The sequence below is a fragment of the Flavobacterium sp. CG_9.10 genome (assembly GCF_015752245.1).
Lineage (GTDB): Bacteria > Bacteroidota > Bacteroidia > Flavobacteriales > Flavobacteriaceae > Flavobacterium.
This window is the reverse complement of sequence record NZ_JADOVD010000003.1, coordinates 157,187-174,198: the sequence shown is the minus strand read 5'-3', so window position 1 is coordinate 174,198 and position 17,012 is coordinate 157,187. Positions and strand designations below refer to the sequence as shown.

Annotated in this window: 13 protein-coding genes; 12 read left to right on the top strand and 1 reads right to left on the bottom strand. The window is 34.6% G+C overall.

The features are described from left to right. Window positions 1–344: 344 nt before the first annotated feature. Window positions 345–1,853 carry a sodium:solute symporter gene (locus IWX84_RS03680; protein ID WP_196849417.1) on the bottom strand — a complete coding sequence of 503 codons (1,509 nt, stop codon included), beginning with the start codon at window positions 1,851–1,853 and terminating at the stop codon, window positions 345–347. Window positions 1,854–1,997: 144 nt separating this feature from the next. Here IWX84_RS03680 and recR point away from each other — a divergent pair, with 144 nt between their 5' ends. The 12 genes from recR to IWX84_RS03620 all read left to right on the top strand — a co-directional run bounded on the left by recR (window position 1,998) and on the right by IWX84_RS03620 (window position 16,774). Beyond that, window positions 1,998–2,618 carry a recombination mediator RecR gene (gene recR / locus IWX84_RS03675; protein ID WP_196849416.1) on the top strand — a complete coding sequence of 207 codons (621 nt, stop codon included), beginning with the start codon at window positions 1,998–2,000 and terminating at the stop codon, window positions 2,616–2,618. Between the two features lie 70 nt (window positions 2,619–2,688). Further along, window positions 2,689–3,480, top strand: coding sequence for a polysaccharide biosynthesis/export family protein (locus IWX84_RS03670; RefSeq protein ID WP_196849415.1), 792 nt, complete (start codon window positions 2,689–2,691; stop codon window positions 3,478–3,480). 15 nt (window positions 3,481–3,495) lie between these two features. Continuing rightward, window positions 3,496–5,964: a polysaccharide biosynthesis tyrosine autokinase gene (locus tag IWX84_RS03665; RefSeq protein ID WP_196849414.1), complete on the top strand. Its 2,469-nt coding sequence runs from the start codon at window positions 3,496–3,498 to the stop codon at window positions 5,962–5,964. A 25-nt stretch (window positions 5,965–5,989) separates the two neighbouring features. After that, window positions 5,990–6,973, top strand: a complete 984-nt coding sequence (locus IWX84_RS03660; protein ID WP_196849413.1) for an SDR family oxidoreductase — start codon at window positions 5,990–5,992, stop codon at window positions 6,971–6,973. 481 nt (window positions 6,974–7,454) lie between these two features. Beyond that, window positions 7,455–8,846 (top strand): UDP-glucose 6-dehydrogenase, encoded by a 1,392-nt coding sequence (locus IWX84_RS03655; RefSeq protein ID WP_196849412.1) that lies wholly within the window; start codon window positions 7,455–7,457, stop codon window positions 8,844–8,846. A gap of 92 nt (window positions 8,847–8,938) precedes the next feature. After that, window positions 8,939–9,403, top strand: a complete 465-nt coding sequence (locus IWX84_RS03650; RefSeq protein ID WP_196849411.1) for a UpxY family transcription antiterminator — start codon at window positions 8,939–8,941, stop codon at window positions 9,401–9,403. Between the two features lie 531 nt (window positions 9,404–9,934). Then, window positions 9,935–11,218, top strand: a complete 1,284-nt coding sequence (locus tag IWX84_RS03645; protein WP_196849410.1) for a nucleotide sugar dehydrogenase — start codon at window positions 9,935–9,937, stop codon at window positions 11,216–11,218. Window positions 11,219–11,249: 31 nt separating this feature from the next. Next, window positions 11,250–11,675, top strand: a complete 426-nt coding sequence (locus tag IWX84_RS03640) for an adenylyltransferase/cytidyltransferase family protein (protein ID WP_196849409.1) — start codon at window positions 11,250–11,252, stop codon at window positions 11,673–11,675. A gap of 26 nt (window positions 11,676–11,701) precedes the next feature. Next, entirely contained in the window at window positions 11,702–12,706 is a 1,005-nt protein-coding gene (locus IWX84_RS03635) for a mannose-1-phosphate guanylyltransferase (protein WP_196849408.1), read from the top strand. A gap of 650 nt (window positions 12,707–13,356) precedes the next feature. After that, window positions 13,357–14,316: a GDP-L-fucose synthase family protein gene (locus IWX84_RS03630; RefSeq protein ID WP_196849407.1), complete on the top strand. Its 960-nt coding sequence runs from the start codon at window positions 13,357–13,359 to the stop codon at window positions 14,314–14,316. A gap of 81 nt (window positions 14,317–14,397) precedes the next feature. Continuing rightward, a complete protein-coding gene (gene gmd, locus IWX84_RS03625; RefSeq protein ID WP_196849406.1) occupies window positions 14,398–15,486 on the top strand; it encodes a GDP-mannose 4,6-dehydratase in 1,089 nt (362 codons plus the stop codon). Window positions 15,487–15,694: 208 nt separating this feature from the next. Then, on the top strand, window positions 15,695–16,774 hold the full coding sequence (locus tag IWX84_RS03620) for a hypothetical protein (RefSeq protein WP_196849405.1): 1,080 nt from the start codon (window positions 15,695–15,697) through the stop codon (window positions 16,772–16,774). The last annotated feature ends 238 nt before the right edge of the window (window positions 16,775–17,012 follow it).

Below are 17,012 nucleotides of genomic sequence, written 5' to 3'. Positions count from 1 at the left end.
TTTAGCAGCTATTCCTGCTATCCATTTCAATCTTTTGAACAAAACAGTATTTTTCTAAATAAAATAAGGAGCTTCCGTTGGTCGCTCTTTTTTTATAAGAAAAAATTTCTGTTTTTTATCAAAAGGATTTCCATTTTTATCAGGGCTCTAGGAATATTGGATTCAACCTAAAGATTTGGGATTAAAATGGTTTTTGTTTCGTGATTTAATGATTTCAACATTGAAAATTCCAAGTTGAACATTCAAAATTAAAAAACAAGTTTGTATAGTGAACTTGGTACAACCAATTTTTTCTCAAAGCTATGGTCGTAAAAAGATCTCTCTAAGAATTACTTTGTGCTTTTTTAAAATCTAGTTTCCTCCACTGCAGGTTTGCTAATCAACAACAAACCAATAAAAGTAATCAGTCCGTTTACTATAATGAGTTCATTATCGAAAACATATCCAAAAAACAAGGCTTTTGAATTTTCGCTGATAAAGAAAGTCACGGCTGGTGATAATAAGCATATTAATGGAACCAGTTTATCTTTAACGGTTTTTGTTTTTACAAATAATCCGAAACAATACAATCCTAAAAGCGGACCATAAGTGTAGGAAGCGACTCTGAAAATCATTCCTACAACAGAGCTGTCGTTGACAGAATTGAAAAATACAATAACTAAAAACATTAAAAACGAAAAACCGATGTGAACAAAATGTCTTGTTCTCACAATATTTGGTTTATTTAAATTTTCGACTTTATCCATACCAAGGAAATCGACACAAAACGAAGTGGTCAATGCTGTTAATGCCGAATCAGTTGTCGCAAATGTAGCGGCCGTTAATCCTAACAAGAAAACCACTGAAGGAATCAAGCTCAAATGATGAAAAGCGATTTCGGGAAAAAGTAAATCCGTTCTTGGTTTTCCGGTAACTAAGTCGGTTGGGACTTCAATTCCGTTTTTAGCGGCATAAATATAAAGTAATGCTCCAACGCTTAGAAAAAAGATATTGATAAGTACAAATATTCCGGTAAAAGTGAACATGTTTTTCTGGGCTTCCCCGATGTTTTTGCAACTCAAATTTTTCTGCATTAAATCCTGATCGAGTCCCACCATCGCAATGGTTACGAACATTCCTCCCAGAATTTGCTTTACAAAATGGAATTTACTCGACACAAAATCTTCAAAAAAGAATATTTTAGAATAATTGCTGTTTTTTACTTCCTCAAAAGCTTCAAAAATATTGAGGTTCAAACTTCTGCAAATAAAGAAAATAGTCAAGAAAACCGAAGTGACTAAGAAGAAAGTCTGTAAAGTATCTGTAATGATGATGGTTTTTAAACCGCCACGATACGTATAAGCAAATATCAAGGCGAGTGAAATTAATACCGTAACTGCAAAGGGAATTCCATAATAATCAAAAACATAACGTTGTAAAACAATTACTACTAGATACAATCTAAAGGAAGAACCAATTGTTCTGCTAATTAGAAAAATAGTTGCGGCGGTTTTATAAGAATAAGTTCCTAATCGGCGTTCTATATATCCATAAATAGAAGTCAAATTCATCCGGTAATATAAAGGGAGCAAAACTTTAGCAATGATTATAAAACCAATGGCGTTTCCTAATACAAACTGAAAATACTTGAATTGTTCACCAGTTGGAGCGCCTACTTCCCCCGGAACTGATATAAATGTCACTCCGGAAAGTGCGGTTCCTATCATTCCAAAGGCTACTAAATACCATTTCGAATTTTTATTGGCTTTAAAAAAAGCATCATTCCCACTGTCTTTTTTACTAACGGCATGGGAAATGTAGAATAATATTCCGAAGTAAATAGATACAAGTAGTAGTATAGTGCCTGGAGTCATTTGGTTTTTTATTTGAAGCCAAAATACGATTTTTTGGTTAATCGGTTATTTGTTCCTTCATTTATTTAGAAATGTGGTAAATCGCAGCTTCGATATAGCAAATAACCGATGGAACAAATGAAGTAATTGATTACTTTTGCATTTATGGAATTTTCTTCAAAATTAATAGAAAAAGCAGTCAATGAGATGTCTCAATTGCCCGGAATTGGCAAGAGAACGGCATTGCGATTGGTGTTGCATTTATTGAAACAACCAAAGGAACAAACGGGTTTTTTGGCGCAAGCATTAATGACAATGCGCGAAGATATCAAGTATTGCAACAGTTGTCACAATATCTCGGATAGTGTCCTTTGTGAAATTTGTTCCAATAAAAACAGAAACCATCAAATTATCTGTGTTGTGGAAGATATTCGAGATGTGATGGCCATTGAAAATACAGGTCAATTCAGAGGGATTTATCATGTTTTAGGAGGTAAAATTTCGCCAATAGACGGAGTTGGCCCCAGTCAGTTAAATATAGCCACGCTTGTTGAAAAAGTAAAATCAGGCAGTGTAAATGAAATAATATTTGCTTTAAGCTCTACGATGGAAGGGGATACAACCAACTTTTATATCTATAAGCAAATTGGTGATAGTGAAATAATTATATCAACAATTGCTAGAGGAATTTCAGTTGGCGATGAATTAGAATATGCTGACGAAGTTACCTTGGGAAGAAGTATATTACATAGAGTTCCGTTTGAAAAGTCCTTGAAAAATAATTAATCCATTTAATAAATAGCGATTCTTTTTAAATAGTAAATGAAAACCTATATTTGTCGTTAAAAATATTGAAATGAGCAAGACCCAACTCTATTTGTTGCTATGTATTAGTGTGTTATTTTCTTCTTGCATTCCAAGCAAAGATTTAATTTATCTTCAAAAAAAGGATAACTCAAGTGATGAAACGACTATTTCGGCAGTTGAATCAAAACCGTACAGATTGCAAACGAATGATGTTTTGAGTATCAATATAAAAGCAAATGATCCAAAATTAGTGTCTATTTTTAGTACTACAAATCAAGGTGAAGCCGGTAAATCAGAAACGGGACTTTATTTTGATGGGTTTACCGTGGATGATCATGGAAATATTAGAATGCCTGTTTTGGGTGATTTAAATGTGATTGGTTTTACTTTGGATGAAATAAGAGTTAGAATAGAGAAACAATTATTAGCAGAGTATTTTAATGCAGCGGCTAATATTTTTGTTACCGTAAAATTAGCAGGATTTCGATATACCATCAATGGCGAAATAGGGAGCACGGGAACCAAAACTTTATTTCAAGAGCATGTAAATGTGATGGAAGCTATTGCAAATGCAGGTGACATAACCATCACAGGAAACAGAAAAGCAGTTACAATTATTAGAAAATCGCCTACAGGAGTCCAAATGCATGATATCGATCTTACCGATATAAACGTAATGAATTCGCCTTATTTTTATTTGCAACCAAATGACTATATTTATATCAAACCACTTAAGCAAAAGACTTGGGGAACTGGAAAAACGGGTATAGAATCGTTGGGGACTATCATAACATTATTATCATTGGCAACGACCACTTACTTTTTGCTATTTAAAAATTAAAACACAATTCAAAAAATGCTAGATATAAAAGATTTTTCAATTTTTGAAGACCAAGTAAGTTTTGACTTTAAAGGATTTTTAATAAAAATAGGAAGTTATTGGAAATGGTTTTTAATAAGTCTCTTAATTACCTTCACAATTGCTTACCAGGTTAACATTCGTAAAGAAAAAATTTATGGAATGGAGACGCTTATTTCCGTAAAAGAAGAAACGAATCCCTTGTTTACCTCTACCACTAGCTTAGTTTTTAACTGGGGAGGAACTTCAGATCAGGTTCAAACTATTTCGACCACCTTGCAATCCAGATCGCATAATGAGTTGGTTGTTGATAAACTACAATATTACATCGGTTATTTGGTTCAAGGTAAATATAGAATGGAAGATGCGTATGGTGCAGTCCCTTTTTATGTAAATATTGATAAATCAAAAGGTCAACTAGCTGGAAATTTAATTGGGATTAAATTTTTGAGTGATAATGTTTACGAAATAAGAATACCTTTTGAAAATCAAAATGTCTCATTAATAACCTACTCAAATAATTCTTATAGCAATACTTCAGTCGCCCAAGGTGATTTTGTAAAAAGGTATAAGGTCGGGGAACAAGTATCATTGCCTTTTTTAAATTGGAAAGTACAAATAAAAGACAACCCAGGTTTTTATAAAGGAAACGAATACTTTGTGCAGTTTAATAATTTTGATGGAACTGTTTCCGGCTATAGAGGAATAAATGTCAGATCAGATGACAAAGGAGGTTCCATAATTACGCTGGGGATGCAAGGCACCAACAAAGCAAGAATGGTTGAGTATTTGAATTCGACTGTAAAAATGCTGATAAAAAGACAATTAGACAGTAAAAATCAATTTGCGACAAATACCATTGCTTTTATTGACAGTACCTTAATTGCAATGGAATCCCAACTAAAGGAAACTGGAAATGAGCTGAAATCTTTTAGAAAAGGCAAAAATATTTATGACGTAGAAGCAGGTGGAGAAAAATTTTCGGATAAAATCCTTGAATTTGATGTAAAGAAAGATGAAGTAACCCGTAAAATGGCATATTACAATTCTTTAAAATCATATTTAAAAAACAGCGTAGATTATTCTAAACTTCCGGCACCATCAGTAGCGGGTATTGATGATCCCAATGTCGTAATGAATGTTTCCAAATTGATTTCGCTTTCTACTCAAAGATCTGAAATGGCTTATGCAGTTAAAAGTGATAAGATATTTAAAGATTTTGACAATCAAATGGAGGCTGTCAAAAAGGTGTTATTAGAAAATATATCGACAGCCAAAGCTTCTTTACAAGGCGATTTAGCAGTGGTGAGCAGTAAAATTAATGAAGCGGAAAGCACCATAAAACAACTTCCGGATGATCAGCAGGAATTGATCAAGATTAAAAGAAAATATGATTTAAGTGACAATATTTACAGTACGTTTCTTCAAAAAAGAAGTGAGGCTGATATTGTTAAGGCGGCAAATTTATCGGATATTCATTTTATAGATCCTGCGAAGGATATTGGCGGTGGGCTTATGGGTCCAAAAACATCAGTGAATTATGTATTAGCATTGTTCTTAGGAATTCTTTTTCCTTTACTGTTTGTATTTATAATTTTCTTTATCAATAACTCTATCCAAAATACGGAAGATATTAGTAAACTGACAAAAATTCCTTTGATTGGGGTGATTGGACTGAATAAAGATACTTCCGATCTAGCAGTTTATGACAAACCTAAATCTGCCTTGTCGGAATCTTTCAGGGCTGTTCGTTCTTCACTTCAGTTTTTATATAAGCAACAACACCTAGATGGAGCCAAGACACTGATGATCACATCGTCAGTGAGTGGTGAAGGAAAAACATTTTGTTCTATAAATATCGCAACGGTATTTGCACTTAGCGGAAAAAAAACAGTTGTTATAGGTCTTGATTTAAGAAAACCAAAACTGTTTGCTGAATTTAATTTATCGAATGAAATAGGGGTTGTCAATTATCTAATTAATCAAAAAACGGTTGATGAAATTATAAATCATACGCAAATTCCTTATCTGGATGTGATTCTTTCAGGGCCAGTTCCTCCCAATCCAGCAGAAATGATCATGAATGAAAGAATGAAAGATTTAATGAATGAATTAAAGAAAAAATACGATTATATCATTTTGGATACACCGCCGGTTGGACTGGTATCTGACACATTAGAGTTGGCACAATATTGCGATGTAACCTTATATATTGTAAGGCAGAACTTCACCAAAAAAGAAATGATTACGCTTTTAAATAATAGAGTTAAACGAGGAGAGTTAAATAATACCAGTATTATTTTGAATGGTTTTGAAAACAAAGCTAAATATGGAGCAGGTTATGGATATGGTTATGGCTACGGTTATGGTTATGGAACTTATTCAAATGGATATCATGAAGAAGACAAGCCAAAAAATCTTTATGAAAAAATCATTCAAAAATTACGTAAAAAAGCAACTAAATAAATTGACTGTTTTAAATTGAAAAAAAATGGAAGAATTATCAAAAAGTACCATATTAATTACGGGTGGGGCAGGATTTATAGGCTCAAATCTTTGTGAATATTTTTTATCCAAAGGACACCAAGTGGTTTGTTTTGATAATTTTGCAACGGGATACCGACATAATCTTAAAGATTTTATAAATAATGCTAACTTTCATTTAATTGAAGGAGACATACGTAATGCGACTGATTGTCAAAATGCAGTAAAAGGTGTCGATTATGTTTTACATCAAGCGGCTTTGGGATCTGTTCCCCGCTCTATAAATGATCCGATTACTACTAATGATGTTAATGTCTCTGGTTTTTTAAATATGCTTGTAGCTTCTCGAGATGCTGATGTAAAACGGTTTATATACGCGGCAAGTTCATCTACGTATGGAGATTCGGTGGGATTGCCAAAAGTGGAAGCCGTAATAGGGAATCCGCTTTCTCCTTATGCAATAACAAAATATGTAAACGAGTTGTATGCGGAGATTTTTAGCAAAACGTACGGAATGGAAACAATAGGTTTGCGTTATTTTAATGTTTTTGGACGAAAACAGGACCCTAACGGAGCTTATGCGGCAGTTATTCCTAAATTTGTAATGCAATTAATGCAGTTGGAAAGCCCTCAAATTAATGGCGATGGGAACTTTTCCCGTGATTTTACTTATATTGATAATGTGATTCAGATGAATGAGTTGGCGATGTCGACAAATAATACTGCGGCAGTGAATACTATTTATAATACGGCTTATGGCGATAGAAATACATTAAATGACTTAGTCCGTTATTTGAAGGAATTCTTGGCTAAGTATGACGAGAGAATCGCTAATGTTGAAGTCGTTTATGGACCCAATAGAGTGGGGGATATTCCTCATTCTTTGGCAAGTATTGACAAAGCAAAAGAACTATTGGGATATAATCCAAAATATTCTTTACAGGAAGGCTTAAAAGAAGCGGTTGACTGGTATTGGAATAATTTAAGATAGGCGGTTAGCAGTTAGTAGAAGATATTTCTATGAAATTGCTGGTTTCGGGATATTGGAGACAAAGAAGATAGAATAAAGAAAATTGGTGAAAGAACAGAGAATAAAGAATAGCATCGGTAAAGATCTTACTTCCGCCCTTAAATTGAAAATGTCAAAAAACAACGAAAAAACATAGTAGCAGAGCTCCGCGAGTTGAGCCTGGAAGGCGAACGGCTCGGGGCTCGGAACAGGGTTTTGAGGTAGTTTTTAAGTTTTTAATTTTCAGGCAGTGATTTTTTTGTTACTTTTTTGATCTAGCAAAAAAGTAGAAACATAATTTTAGATTTAATTTGCAATCGATATTGCTTCAATTAAAAATAACATTGGTGCTTTTTTATTTTGCAGAATTTGAAAATACAAAGCATAAAATAGGAGCGACCAGAAAACGTTGAACGAAGTACAAGAAATTAGAACAAGGAAAATAGAATAAAGTACAGAAGAAATGAAAATTACAAAAATATGTTGCATTGGGGCTGGATATGTTGGAGGCCCAACTATGGCAGTTATTGCCCAAAAATGCCCAGAGATACAAGTTACTGTTGTTGATTTAAATGAAGAGCGAATTGCCGCTTGGAATGATGAGAATATAGATAATATTCCTATTTATGAACCAGGTTTAGATAAAATTGTTGCAGAAGCGAGAGGGAGAAACTTGTTCTTTTCTACCAATGTGGAGAAAGCGATTGATGAAGCTCAAATCATTTTTATATCAGTGAATACGCCTACCAAAACCTATGGAAAAGGAAAAGGAATGGCAGCAGATTTGAAATATATTGAATTGTGTGCCAGACAAATTGCCAAAATTGCGAAAGACAACAAAATAGTAGTAGAGAAATCAACGCTGCCAGTGCGAACAGCGGAAGCAATCAAAAGTATTTTGGATAATACAGGAAATGGAGTTCAGTTTCAAATCCTTTCCAATCCAGAATTTTTAGCGGAAGGAACTGCCGTTCAGGATTTATTAAATCCAGACCGAATTTTAATAGGAGGCGACACAACTTTAGAAGGACAAAAAGCGATACAGGCGCTAGTTGAAGTATATTCGAATTGGGTAGCCGAAGATAAAATATTAACCACGAATGTTTGGTCATCTGAATTGTCAAAGTTGACTGCGAATGCTTTTTTAGCGCAACGAATTTCTTCTATTAATGCGATGTCTGAGCTTTGTGAAAAAACTGGAGCCGATGTTAACGAAGTGGCTAAAGCCATTGGAATGGATAGCAGAATAGGTTCAAAATTCTTAAAAGCCTCCGTTGGGTTTGGAGGTTCCTGTTTTCAGAAAGACATCTTGAATTTAGTTTACATAGCAAAATCGTATGGGTTAAACGAAGTGGCTGACTATTGGGAACAAGTGATTATCATGAACGACCATCAAAAAAGACGCTTTTCGAATAATATAGTGCAAACACTTTATAATACTGTTTCCGATAAAAAAATCACTTTTCTTGGATGGGCTTTCAAAAAAGACACTAATGATACTAGGGAATCGGCAGCAATTTATGTAGCGGATGATTTAATAAATGAACATGCAAAAATTGCCGTATATGATCCTAAAGTGTCCAGAAAGAAAGTACTGGCTGATTTAGATTATTTAGAAACAAGAACTGCCGAAAAGAATGCTGATTGTATACTGTCATTTCAAGATCCATATGAAGCTTGTGAAAATGCCCATGCTGTAGCTGTGCTGACGGAGTGGGATGAATTTGCTCAGTACGATTGGCAACGCATTTATGATGCTATGAAAAAGCCAGCATTTGTATTTGATGGAAGAAATATCTTGAATGGTCCAGCTTTGGAAAAAATTGGATTCGTGTATCAGGGAATTGGATCGTAAATTAGTGTAGAGTGATTCTTTTAGTTGGAACTATTAAAAACTAATAAGATGCAAGGGGTTAATTAAAAAAATATTTCAATATAAAACGCAAGATGAACTGGTACGTAGTATATACAAAACCTAAATGGGAGAAAAAAGTAGCGGAACAATTAAATAAAATTGGAATAGAATGCTATTGTCCATTAATTACTCAAGTACGTCAATGGTCGGATAGAAAAAAAAAGGTCGAAGTGCCTTTATTTAATTCGTATGTTTTTGTACAATTAGAAGAGACTGACAGGAATTTAGTTTTTCAATCAGCGGGTGCGGTTCGTTATTTGTTTTGGTTGGGGAAACCTGCTATTGTTAAGAATGAAGAGATTAGCATCATAAAAAGTTGGCTCGAAACACCCGATATTTATGATATGTCGATTGATTCGATAAAAGTGGGAGATAAAATCACTTTGGAATCCGGACCTTTTTCTACTCAGGAAGCAACTGTTCAAGAGATAAATAAAACTCATTATGTTTTAGTTTTGGAATCATTAGGTTGTGTTCTGAAAATGAAAATCAAATAAGCATACTGTCACTCAAGGGACCCACATTATCGTTTAGCTTAAAAGCAATACGTTTATGAACCATACTTTAAGTGGAGTATAAAAGATAAGACTTCAAATAGTTAAAGCCCCAAAGTTTACAAAATTGTATTTGTAGATTTTGGGGCTTTTGTGATATTTTGTGGGAATGGGCGTAGTCTTTATTTATTGAAAAGGGGATTGTACTTTCTTTGGATTGAGTAAGGGAAGGTTTATGTCTTCTGAATCAGAATTATTTTTATAAGAATATTCTTATCACCTAATTAGGTGATTTTTTTTGTGAAGGGAAAAATAATAATTATTGTTAAGTGTTGAAGTACAATACCTTAGTATTTTTTTTGTTTTTTTTTAACTAAGGTTGTAGTAGCTCGTTAAAAAATTATAATGCTATAAACCGGCATATTGTACCTATATTTGCAACCTTAAAAAAAAGATTTGAATCCACTAATGTGGTTTTGAATTGCGTAGCGGTGCCATATAATTAACAATCGCGTCAGATATTAGTTTAAAACAATGAAATCTAATTTAAAAATAGCAGTAATAGGTCTTGGTTACGTGGGTTTGCCATTAGCACGCTTATTTGCCACAAAACATGCTGTTGTAGGATTTGATATAAATGAAACAAGGGTCGCCGAATTGAAATTAGGCTCTGATGCAACACTTGAAATTGATTCGGAGTCATTACAAAAAGTATTACTTGATCAACCAGGAAGTACTGTTGGATTGTATTGTACCACTAATTGGGAGGAAATTGGAGACTGCAATTATTATATTGTGACCGTTCCAACACCTGTCGATAAAAATAATCGTCCAGATTTAACTCCGTTATATAAGTCAAGTGAGACCGTAGGTAAAGTATTAAAAAAAGGAGATATCGTTATTTACGAATCCACTGTATATCCTGGGGTAACCGAGGAGGAATGTGTACCGGTATTAGAAAGAGTTTCCGGATTAAAATTTAATATAGATTTTTTTGCAGGCTATTCGCCAGAGCGAATTAATCCAGGCGATAAAGAACATACCGTAGATAAAATATTAAAAGTCACATCAGGTTCAACTACTGAAATCGGACTGAAAGTAAATGAATTATATCAATCGGTTATTACTGCTGGGACCCATCTAGCTCCTTCGATAAAGGTTGCCGAGGCTGCCAAAGTAATCGAGAATTCACAGCGAGATATCAATATTGCTTTTGTAAATGAACTGGCTAAAATATTCAATTTGATGAATATTGATACCCAGGCTGTATTAGAAGCTGCGGGAACCAAATGGAATTTTTTACCTTTCAAGCCGGGATTAGTTGGTGGTCATTGCATAGGAGTCGATCCTTATTATTTGGCACAACGAGCCCAGGAATTTGGATATCATCCAGAGATTATACTAGCAGGAAGACGCTTGAATGACAGTATGGGGGAATATGTTGCCTCCCAAATTGTCAAATTAATGATTAAGAAAGGAATTTCAGTTAATGGCGCTACTGTTTTAATGCTGGGAATAACTTTTAAAGAAAACTGCCCTGATGTTCGCAATACAAAAATTGTCGATGTCATCGCCGCTTTATCAGATTACGGAATAACAGTTACTATTTATGACCCTTTGGCTGATCCAGTTGCCGTTTATCACGAATATAAATTAGGAACGACTAAAGAGTTGCCCAATCAAAAATTTGATGCCATAGTTTTAGGTGTTGCACATAGCGAGTTTTTTGACCTTGACCTTGCAAAATTGCAAAAGCCGAATGGTCTTTTGTACGATGTTAAAGGCGTTTTGGGAAATCTAGCTGATGGGCGGTTATAAACTTAGCAAAGAATTAAATTACATATCAAAAATGAAAATAGGAATTACTTTCAGTGCCTTCGACTTACTTCATGCCGGGCATGTTAAAATGTTAGAAGAAGCAAAAAGACAATGTGATTATTTAATTGTGGCTTTACAAACTGATCCAACAATTGACCGTCCCGAAAAAAACAGACCTACACAATCAGTTGTGGAGCGCTATATTCAACTAAAAGGGTGCGTACATGTGGATGAAATTGTGCCTTATGCAACAGAACAAGATTTGGAAGATATTTTACGCTCTTTCAAATTAGATGTCCGTATCATCGGAGATGAATACAGAGAAAAAAACTTCACTGGACGCAGCTATTGTGAGGAAAAAGGAATTGAATTGTATTTCAATGTCCGGGATCATCGTTTTTCAAGTAGCAGTTTGCGGAAAGAAGTGGCCGAGAAAGAATTAAGAAAAGTAATTTAGGGTTTTAAACCTTGTATAAATAGAATATGGAAAAGCATTCAATTACACACGTAATACTCACTGGAGGTGTTGGTAGTCGTTTATGGCCATTATCACGCAAAAGCCAACCCAAGCAATATCTTGATATTTTTGATGGTAAGTCTTTATTTGAAATGACTGTAGATCGCAACAGTAGCCTTGCTGATAAAGTAATGGTTGTTGGTAATATTGATAACTGTCATTTGAGTAAAAAAGTATTAGAGAAATCGAATACAAAATATATAGATATAATTGAGTCTACCCCGAGAAATACGGCTGCTGCTATTGCTTTTGCGGCTTTCGCATCTGAACCAGATGACATCTTGGTAGTAACTCCATCGGATCATATTATTGGTGAAATGGAACGCTACGAAGAAGCGATTCAAGAAGCTGTCGAAAAAGCAGCAAACGGTTACATAGTCACCTTTGGTATCGTTCCCACTAAACCGGAGACCGGATACGGCTATATTGAACGTAAAGGAGACAATGTGGTTTCTTTTAGAGAAAAACCAAACCAAGTTTCGGCACGCGATTTTATAGCCAAAGGAAATTTTCTTTGGAACAGCGGTATGTTTTGTTTTAAAGCAGGAGTGCTTTTGGAAGAGCTAAAAATTTATGCTCCGGAGGTATATGAAAAATCAAAATTAGCTTGGGAAAATAACAGCGATGGAAATTTAGATTTAGCGATGTCTATGGATATTCCATCTATTAGCATTGATTATGCCGTCATGGAACGCTCTAAAAAAATTAAAGTAGTATCTTCTCAATTTGACTGGTCGGATTTAGGTTCTTTTGAATCTGTTTATGATTATTTAGTAACTATAGGTCATGTTGTGGATGAAAACGGGAATATGGTGATTGGGACTACTAATTATACGGCTTTTATAGGGGTTAAAGACACTATTTTTGTTTATACGCCTACTGCGAATTTGATTTTGAAGAAAGAATTTTCACAGGATGTCAAAAGTGTTTATAATGAACTGGAAAGAGACAATTCGGATTTATTGAATTAACCTTTTCTGTAGTTTGTTAAATGGACGATAGATTGCATAATTAGCAAGATAATCATAGTACATCTGATTTTTTAAGACAATTTTTTCTTTTGTCTTGATACAAAAGAAACAAAAAATCAAGCCTCAATATTTTTACACCAAAAATCATCGAACGAATTTCCCTGTCGCGACACCAGCCGCTCGTGTTTCACACTCGACTCGGGGGTCACTCCCTACTGCCAGCGCTGAAATTCTTACCGTGATTTTTTTAGGGTAAAAATATAAGGGCGTTGTAGTTTGTCATCTCGACGAAAGGAGAGATCACATAAGTAGGTATATAATTCTAATAGATCGTATTTATTAATTGAGAACAACTTTACTTTTTTCCTTGATGAAAAAAGTAACAAAAAAATCAAGCCTGAAAATAAAAAGCTTAAAAACTACCTCGAAGTTCCGCTCCATGCCCCGAGCCGTTCGTCCTTCGGACTCAACTCGCGGAGCACTGCCACTTCACTTCTTCGTTGTTTTTCGATGCTTTTTATTTAAGGGCGGTTGTAGAAGTAATAACGATGTGTGAAGCTGCTAAGATGAAATTCTTACCGTGATTTTTTTGGTTTAAAAATATAAGGGCGGGTCATTTGGTATGAACAATTAGGTTAAAAATAGAAAAAATGAATAAAGACACTAAAATATATATAGCAGGGCATAACGGGATGGTAGGTAGTGCCATTTGGCGTACGCTGACTGCTAAAGGGTATACTAATTTGATTGGTGCTTCCAGTAAGGAGCTTGATTTGAGAAATCAGCAAGCGGTTGCTGGCTTTTTTACAGCCCAAAAACCAGAAGTAATCATCGATGCTGCTGCAAAAGTAGGAGGGATTTTGGCAAACAATAATTTTCCATACCAATTTCTAATGGAGAACATGCAAATCCAAAATAATCTAATTGATACCGCCTTGCAATCAGGGGTGGAGAAGTTTATTTTTTTAGGGAGTTCTTGCATTTATCCAAAGTTAGCCCCGCAACCTTTGAAAGAAGAGTATTTGCTTACGGATTCATTGGAACCGACTAACGAATGGTACGCTATTGCAAAAATTACTGGGGTTAAAGCCTGTGAAGCCATCAGGAAACAATTTGATAAAGACTATGTAAGCTTAATGCCCACGAATTTATATGGGACCCATGATAATTTCGATTTAACTTCTTCGCATGTTTTGCCGGCGATGATGCGAAAATTTCATGAGGCCAAAGAAAATAATCATTCGCCCGTAACCCTTTGGGGCAGCGGAACACCAATGCGAGAATTTCTTTTTGTAGATGATATGGCAGCTTCTGTTGTATTTGCTTTAGAAAATAAATTACCGGAGTATTTATACAATGTAGGAACAGGAGAGGATTTGACAATTAAACAATTAGCAGAAACCATCCAAAAAATCACGGGACATCAAGGAGAAATTATTTGGGACATCAGTAAACCTGATGGAACACCAAGGAAATTGATGGATATTTCTAAAATGCATGAATTGGGATGGAAACATCAGGTGAATCTTGAAGAAGGAATACAGAAAACGTATGATTGGTTTGTAGACAATATACAAAACGTAAAAAAAATAACACTAATTAACAAATAGTTTCAGATATATACATGCAGCTATTCCCCTCTCCAGAGGGGTTAGGGGTGTGTTTTTCTAGTGGAAATTAAGACAAAAATTATGGACAGCACTACACAAAAAATAGCATTAGTAACTGGAATCACGGGTCAAGATGGATCTTATTTAGCAGAATTATTATTAGAAAAAGGATATGTCGTTCATGGTGTGAAACGCCGTGCTTCTTCTTTTAATACACAGCGTATCGACCATATCTATCAAGACCAACATGAAGCCCATGTGAACTTTAAATTGCATTATGGTGATTTGACCGATTCGACTAATATAATCCGAATCATTCAGGAAGTACAACCGGATGAAATTTATAATTTGGGTGCGATGTCTCATGTGAAGGTATCATTTGATTCTCCAGAATATGTGGCGAATGTTGATGGTATTGGGACTTTAAGAATACTGGAGGCGGTACGAATCTTGGGTTTAGGAAAAAAAACTAGAATATATCAAGCGTCCACTTCTGAATTGTATGGAGGTTTCGCTGAAAATAAAAATGAAAAAGGGTTTTATGATGAAAACTCTCCATTTTATCCACGTTCGCCGTATGGTGTGGCTAAAATTTATGGTTTTTGGATTACTAAAAACTACCGTGAGGCTTATGATATGTATGCGTGTAACGGAATCCTTTTTAATCATGAGTCTCCTAGACGTGGTGAAACCTTTGTTACCCGTAAAATTACAATGGCCACTGCTGCTATTGCGAAAGGAAAGCAAGAATGCCTTTACCTGGGAAATCTAAATTCACAAAGAGACTGGGGCCATGCGAAAGATTATGTTGAAGCGATGTGGCGAATTTTACAACAAGATGTAGCAGAAGACTATGTGATCGCAACTGGTGTGACTACTTATATTAGAGATTTCGTTATCATGGCTTTTGCTGAGGTGGGTGTTACGCTGACTTTTGATGGAGAACAAGAAAATGAAACGGCTACAGTAGCGGCATGTTCAAATCCTTTATACCAGCTAGAAATAGGTAAAGTGGTGCTTCGTGTGGATCCTGAATATTACCGTCCTACCGAAGTAGATTTATTGATTGGTGACCCAACCAAGTCTAAAACGCAATTGGGATGGGAGCCTCAGTATGATTTAGCGGCAATGGTGAAGGAGATGGTAGCCAGTGATTTGCAATTGTATTAGAGAGAGAATAATACTTGAAAGAGGGTGGTTATACTAATGTAAATTATTTTCAATAGAAGTGCATGAAAAAATAATCACCCGCTTTTGTGATTATTTAAATTTGAACCTACGTAAAATGGGTAGTGCAGTTATTTTGGATGATGCTTATTTTAATGAAAAAGTAAAATATTAGCTCATAGTAAGCCAATATTTTAGAACCAAACAATACATGATAGAAAACTACCTTAAAAGAATTTTTATAATTGCTGTTTTAATTTCTTCTTCTTGTTCTAAAGATGTAACTGATAAAAAAGAAGTAAATACAACTTCAAACACAACTGACATTGATTTAAATCAAATAGATGCTATGAAATTGGGAGTCAAAGTTAGTGCTCCCACTCCTCAACCAGAGAAGTATTTTGACGATTTAATACATCCCTGTGTGCGATTTATCCCTAAAGGCTTCGCTGGACATAAATGGTGGATGATTGCTTCTCCATATAGAGGATATGATTCATCGATTGAAAACCCTATTTTATATTATGGAGATTCAACAGACGAGAGTGTGGTACCTACAAATTGGATTGCAAGTGGAGTAATGGAAGAAACACCAAAAAAAGGTTATAATTCAGATCCAAGTCTTTATTATGACGGAAAAGGTTTGTGGGTGTTTTGGAGAGAAAATTACACTCCATCTTGTTCTGCTAATAAAATGGCTCGTGGTACTTTTGGGAAATATTCTATTGATGGTACAACATTTACAGAGAAAAAGTTTTTTGCCGGAGAGAAATCCAATACTGAAGATAGTGAAATGTGTCCAATTATTGCTTCTGTCAATGGGCAAGTTAAATTATATGGAGATCATCATCTGTTTACTCCTAATAGAATCCCTCTAGGCTTATCTATTTGGGATTTGCCAGATAATGATTTATTCAAAAATAAATTTGTTAAAACATTAGATGTATTGCCTAAATATAAGTCAGGATTTGATTTTTGGCATTTTGATTTTTTTGAATATAATAATAAATATTATTGTGTGGTATCTCCTGAATCTGCAAATGAAATATTATTAGGTAGAAGTGATGACGGTATCAATTATGTTTTTTGGGATACCCCTTTATTATCAAATACTGGGACGGGGCGAACGTATTTTTATAAACCAACAGCTTTAGTTTATCAAGGGATTTTTTATTTGTGGAATCCTGTAGCTGAAATCGGTGCCACTCCTGCAACCAGTAGAATCTGGATCTCACAAGTTAATTTTGCTGCTTTAATTCGTTTTTTGGATAAAAAGCAAATAAAAATTTGAATCAAGAGTAGATAAGAAGTTTATAAAGGAGGAAGCTATATTTTTAATTATATAAACCAATAATAATTTTATTAATCTTGCCGACATACTATTTGAATACTAGCTATGTAAAGTTTTTAACTTTTAGGTAGTTTCATTCAGTCTGCGCATGAAATAAAAAAATAAGTTCTGGTGATCGCACTTTCTTTCTCAAAGGTGGAAATTTGTGAGGTAATAGTGGAATTAGCATAATAGCGAT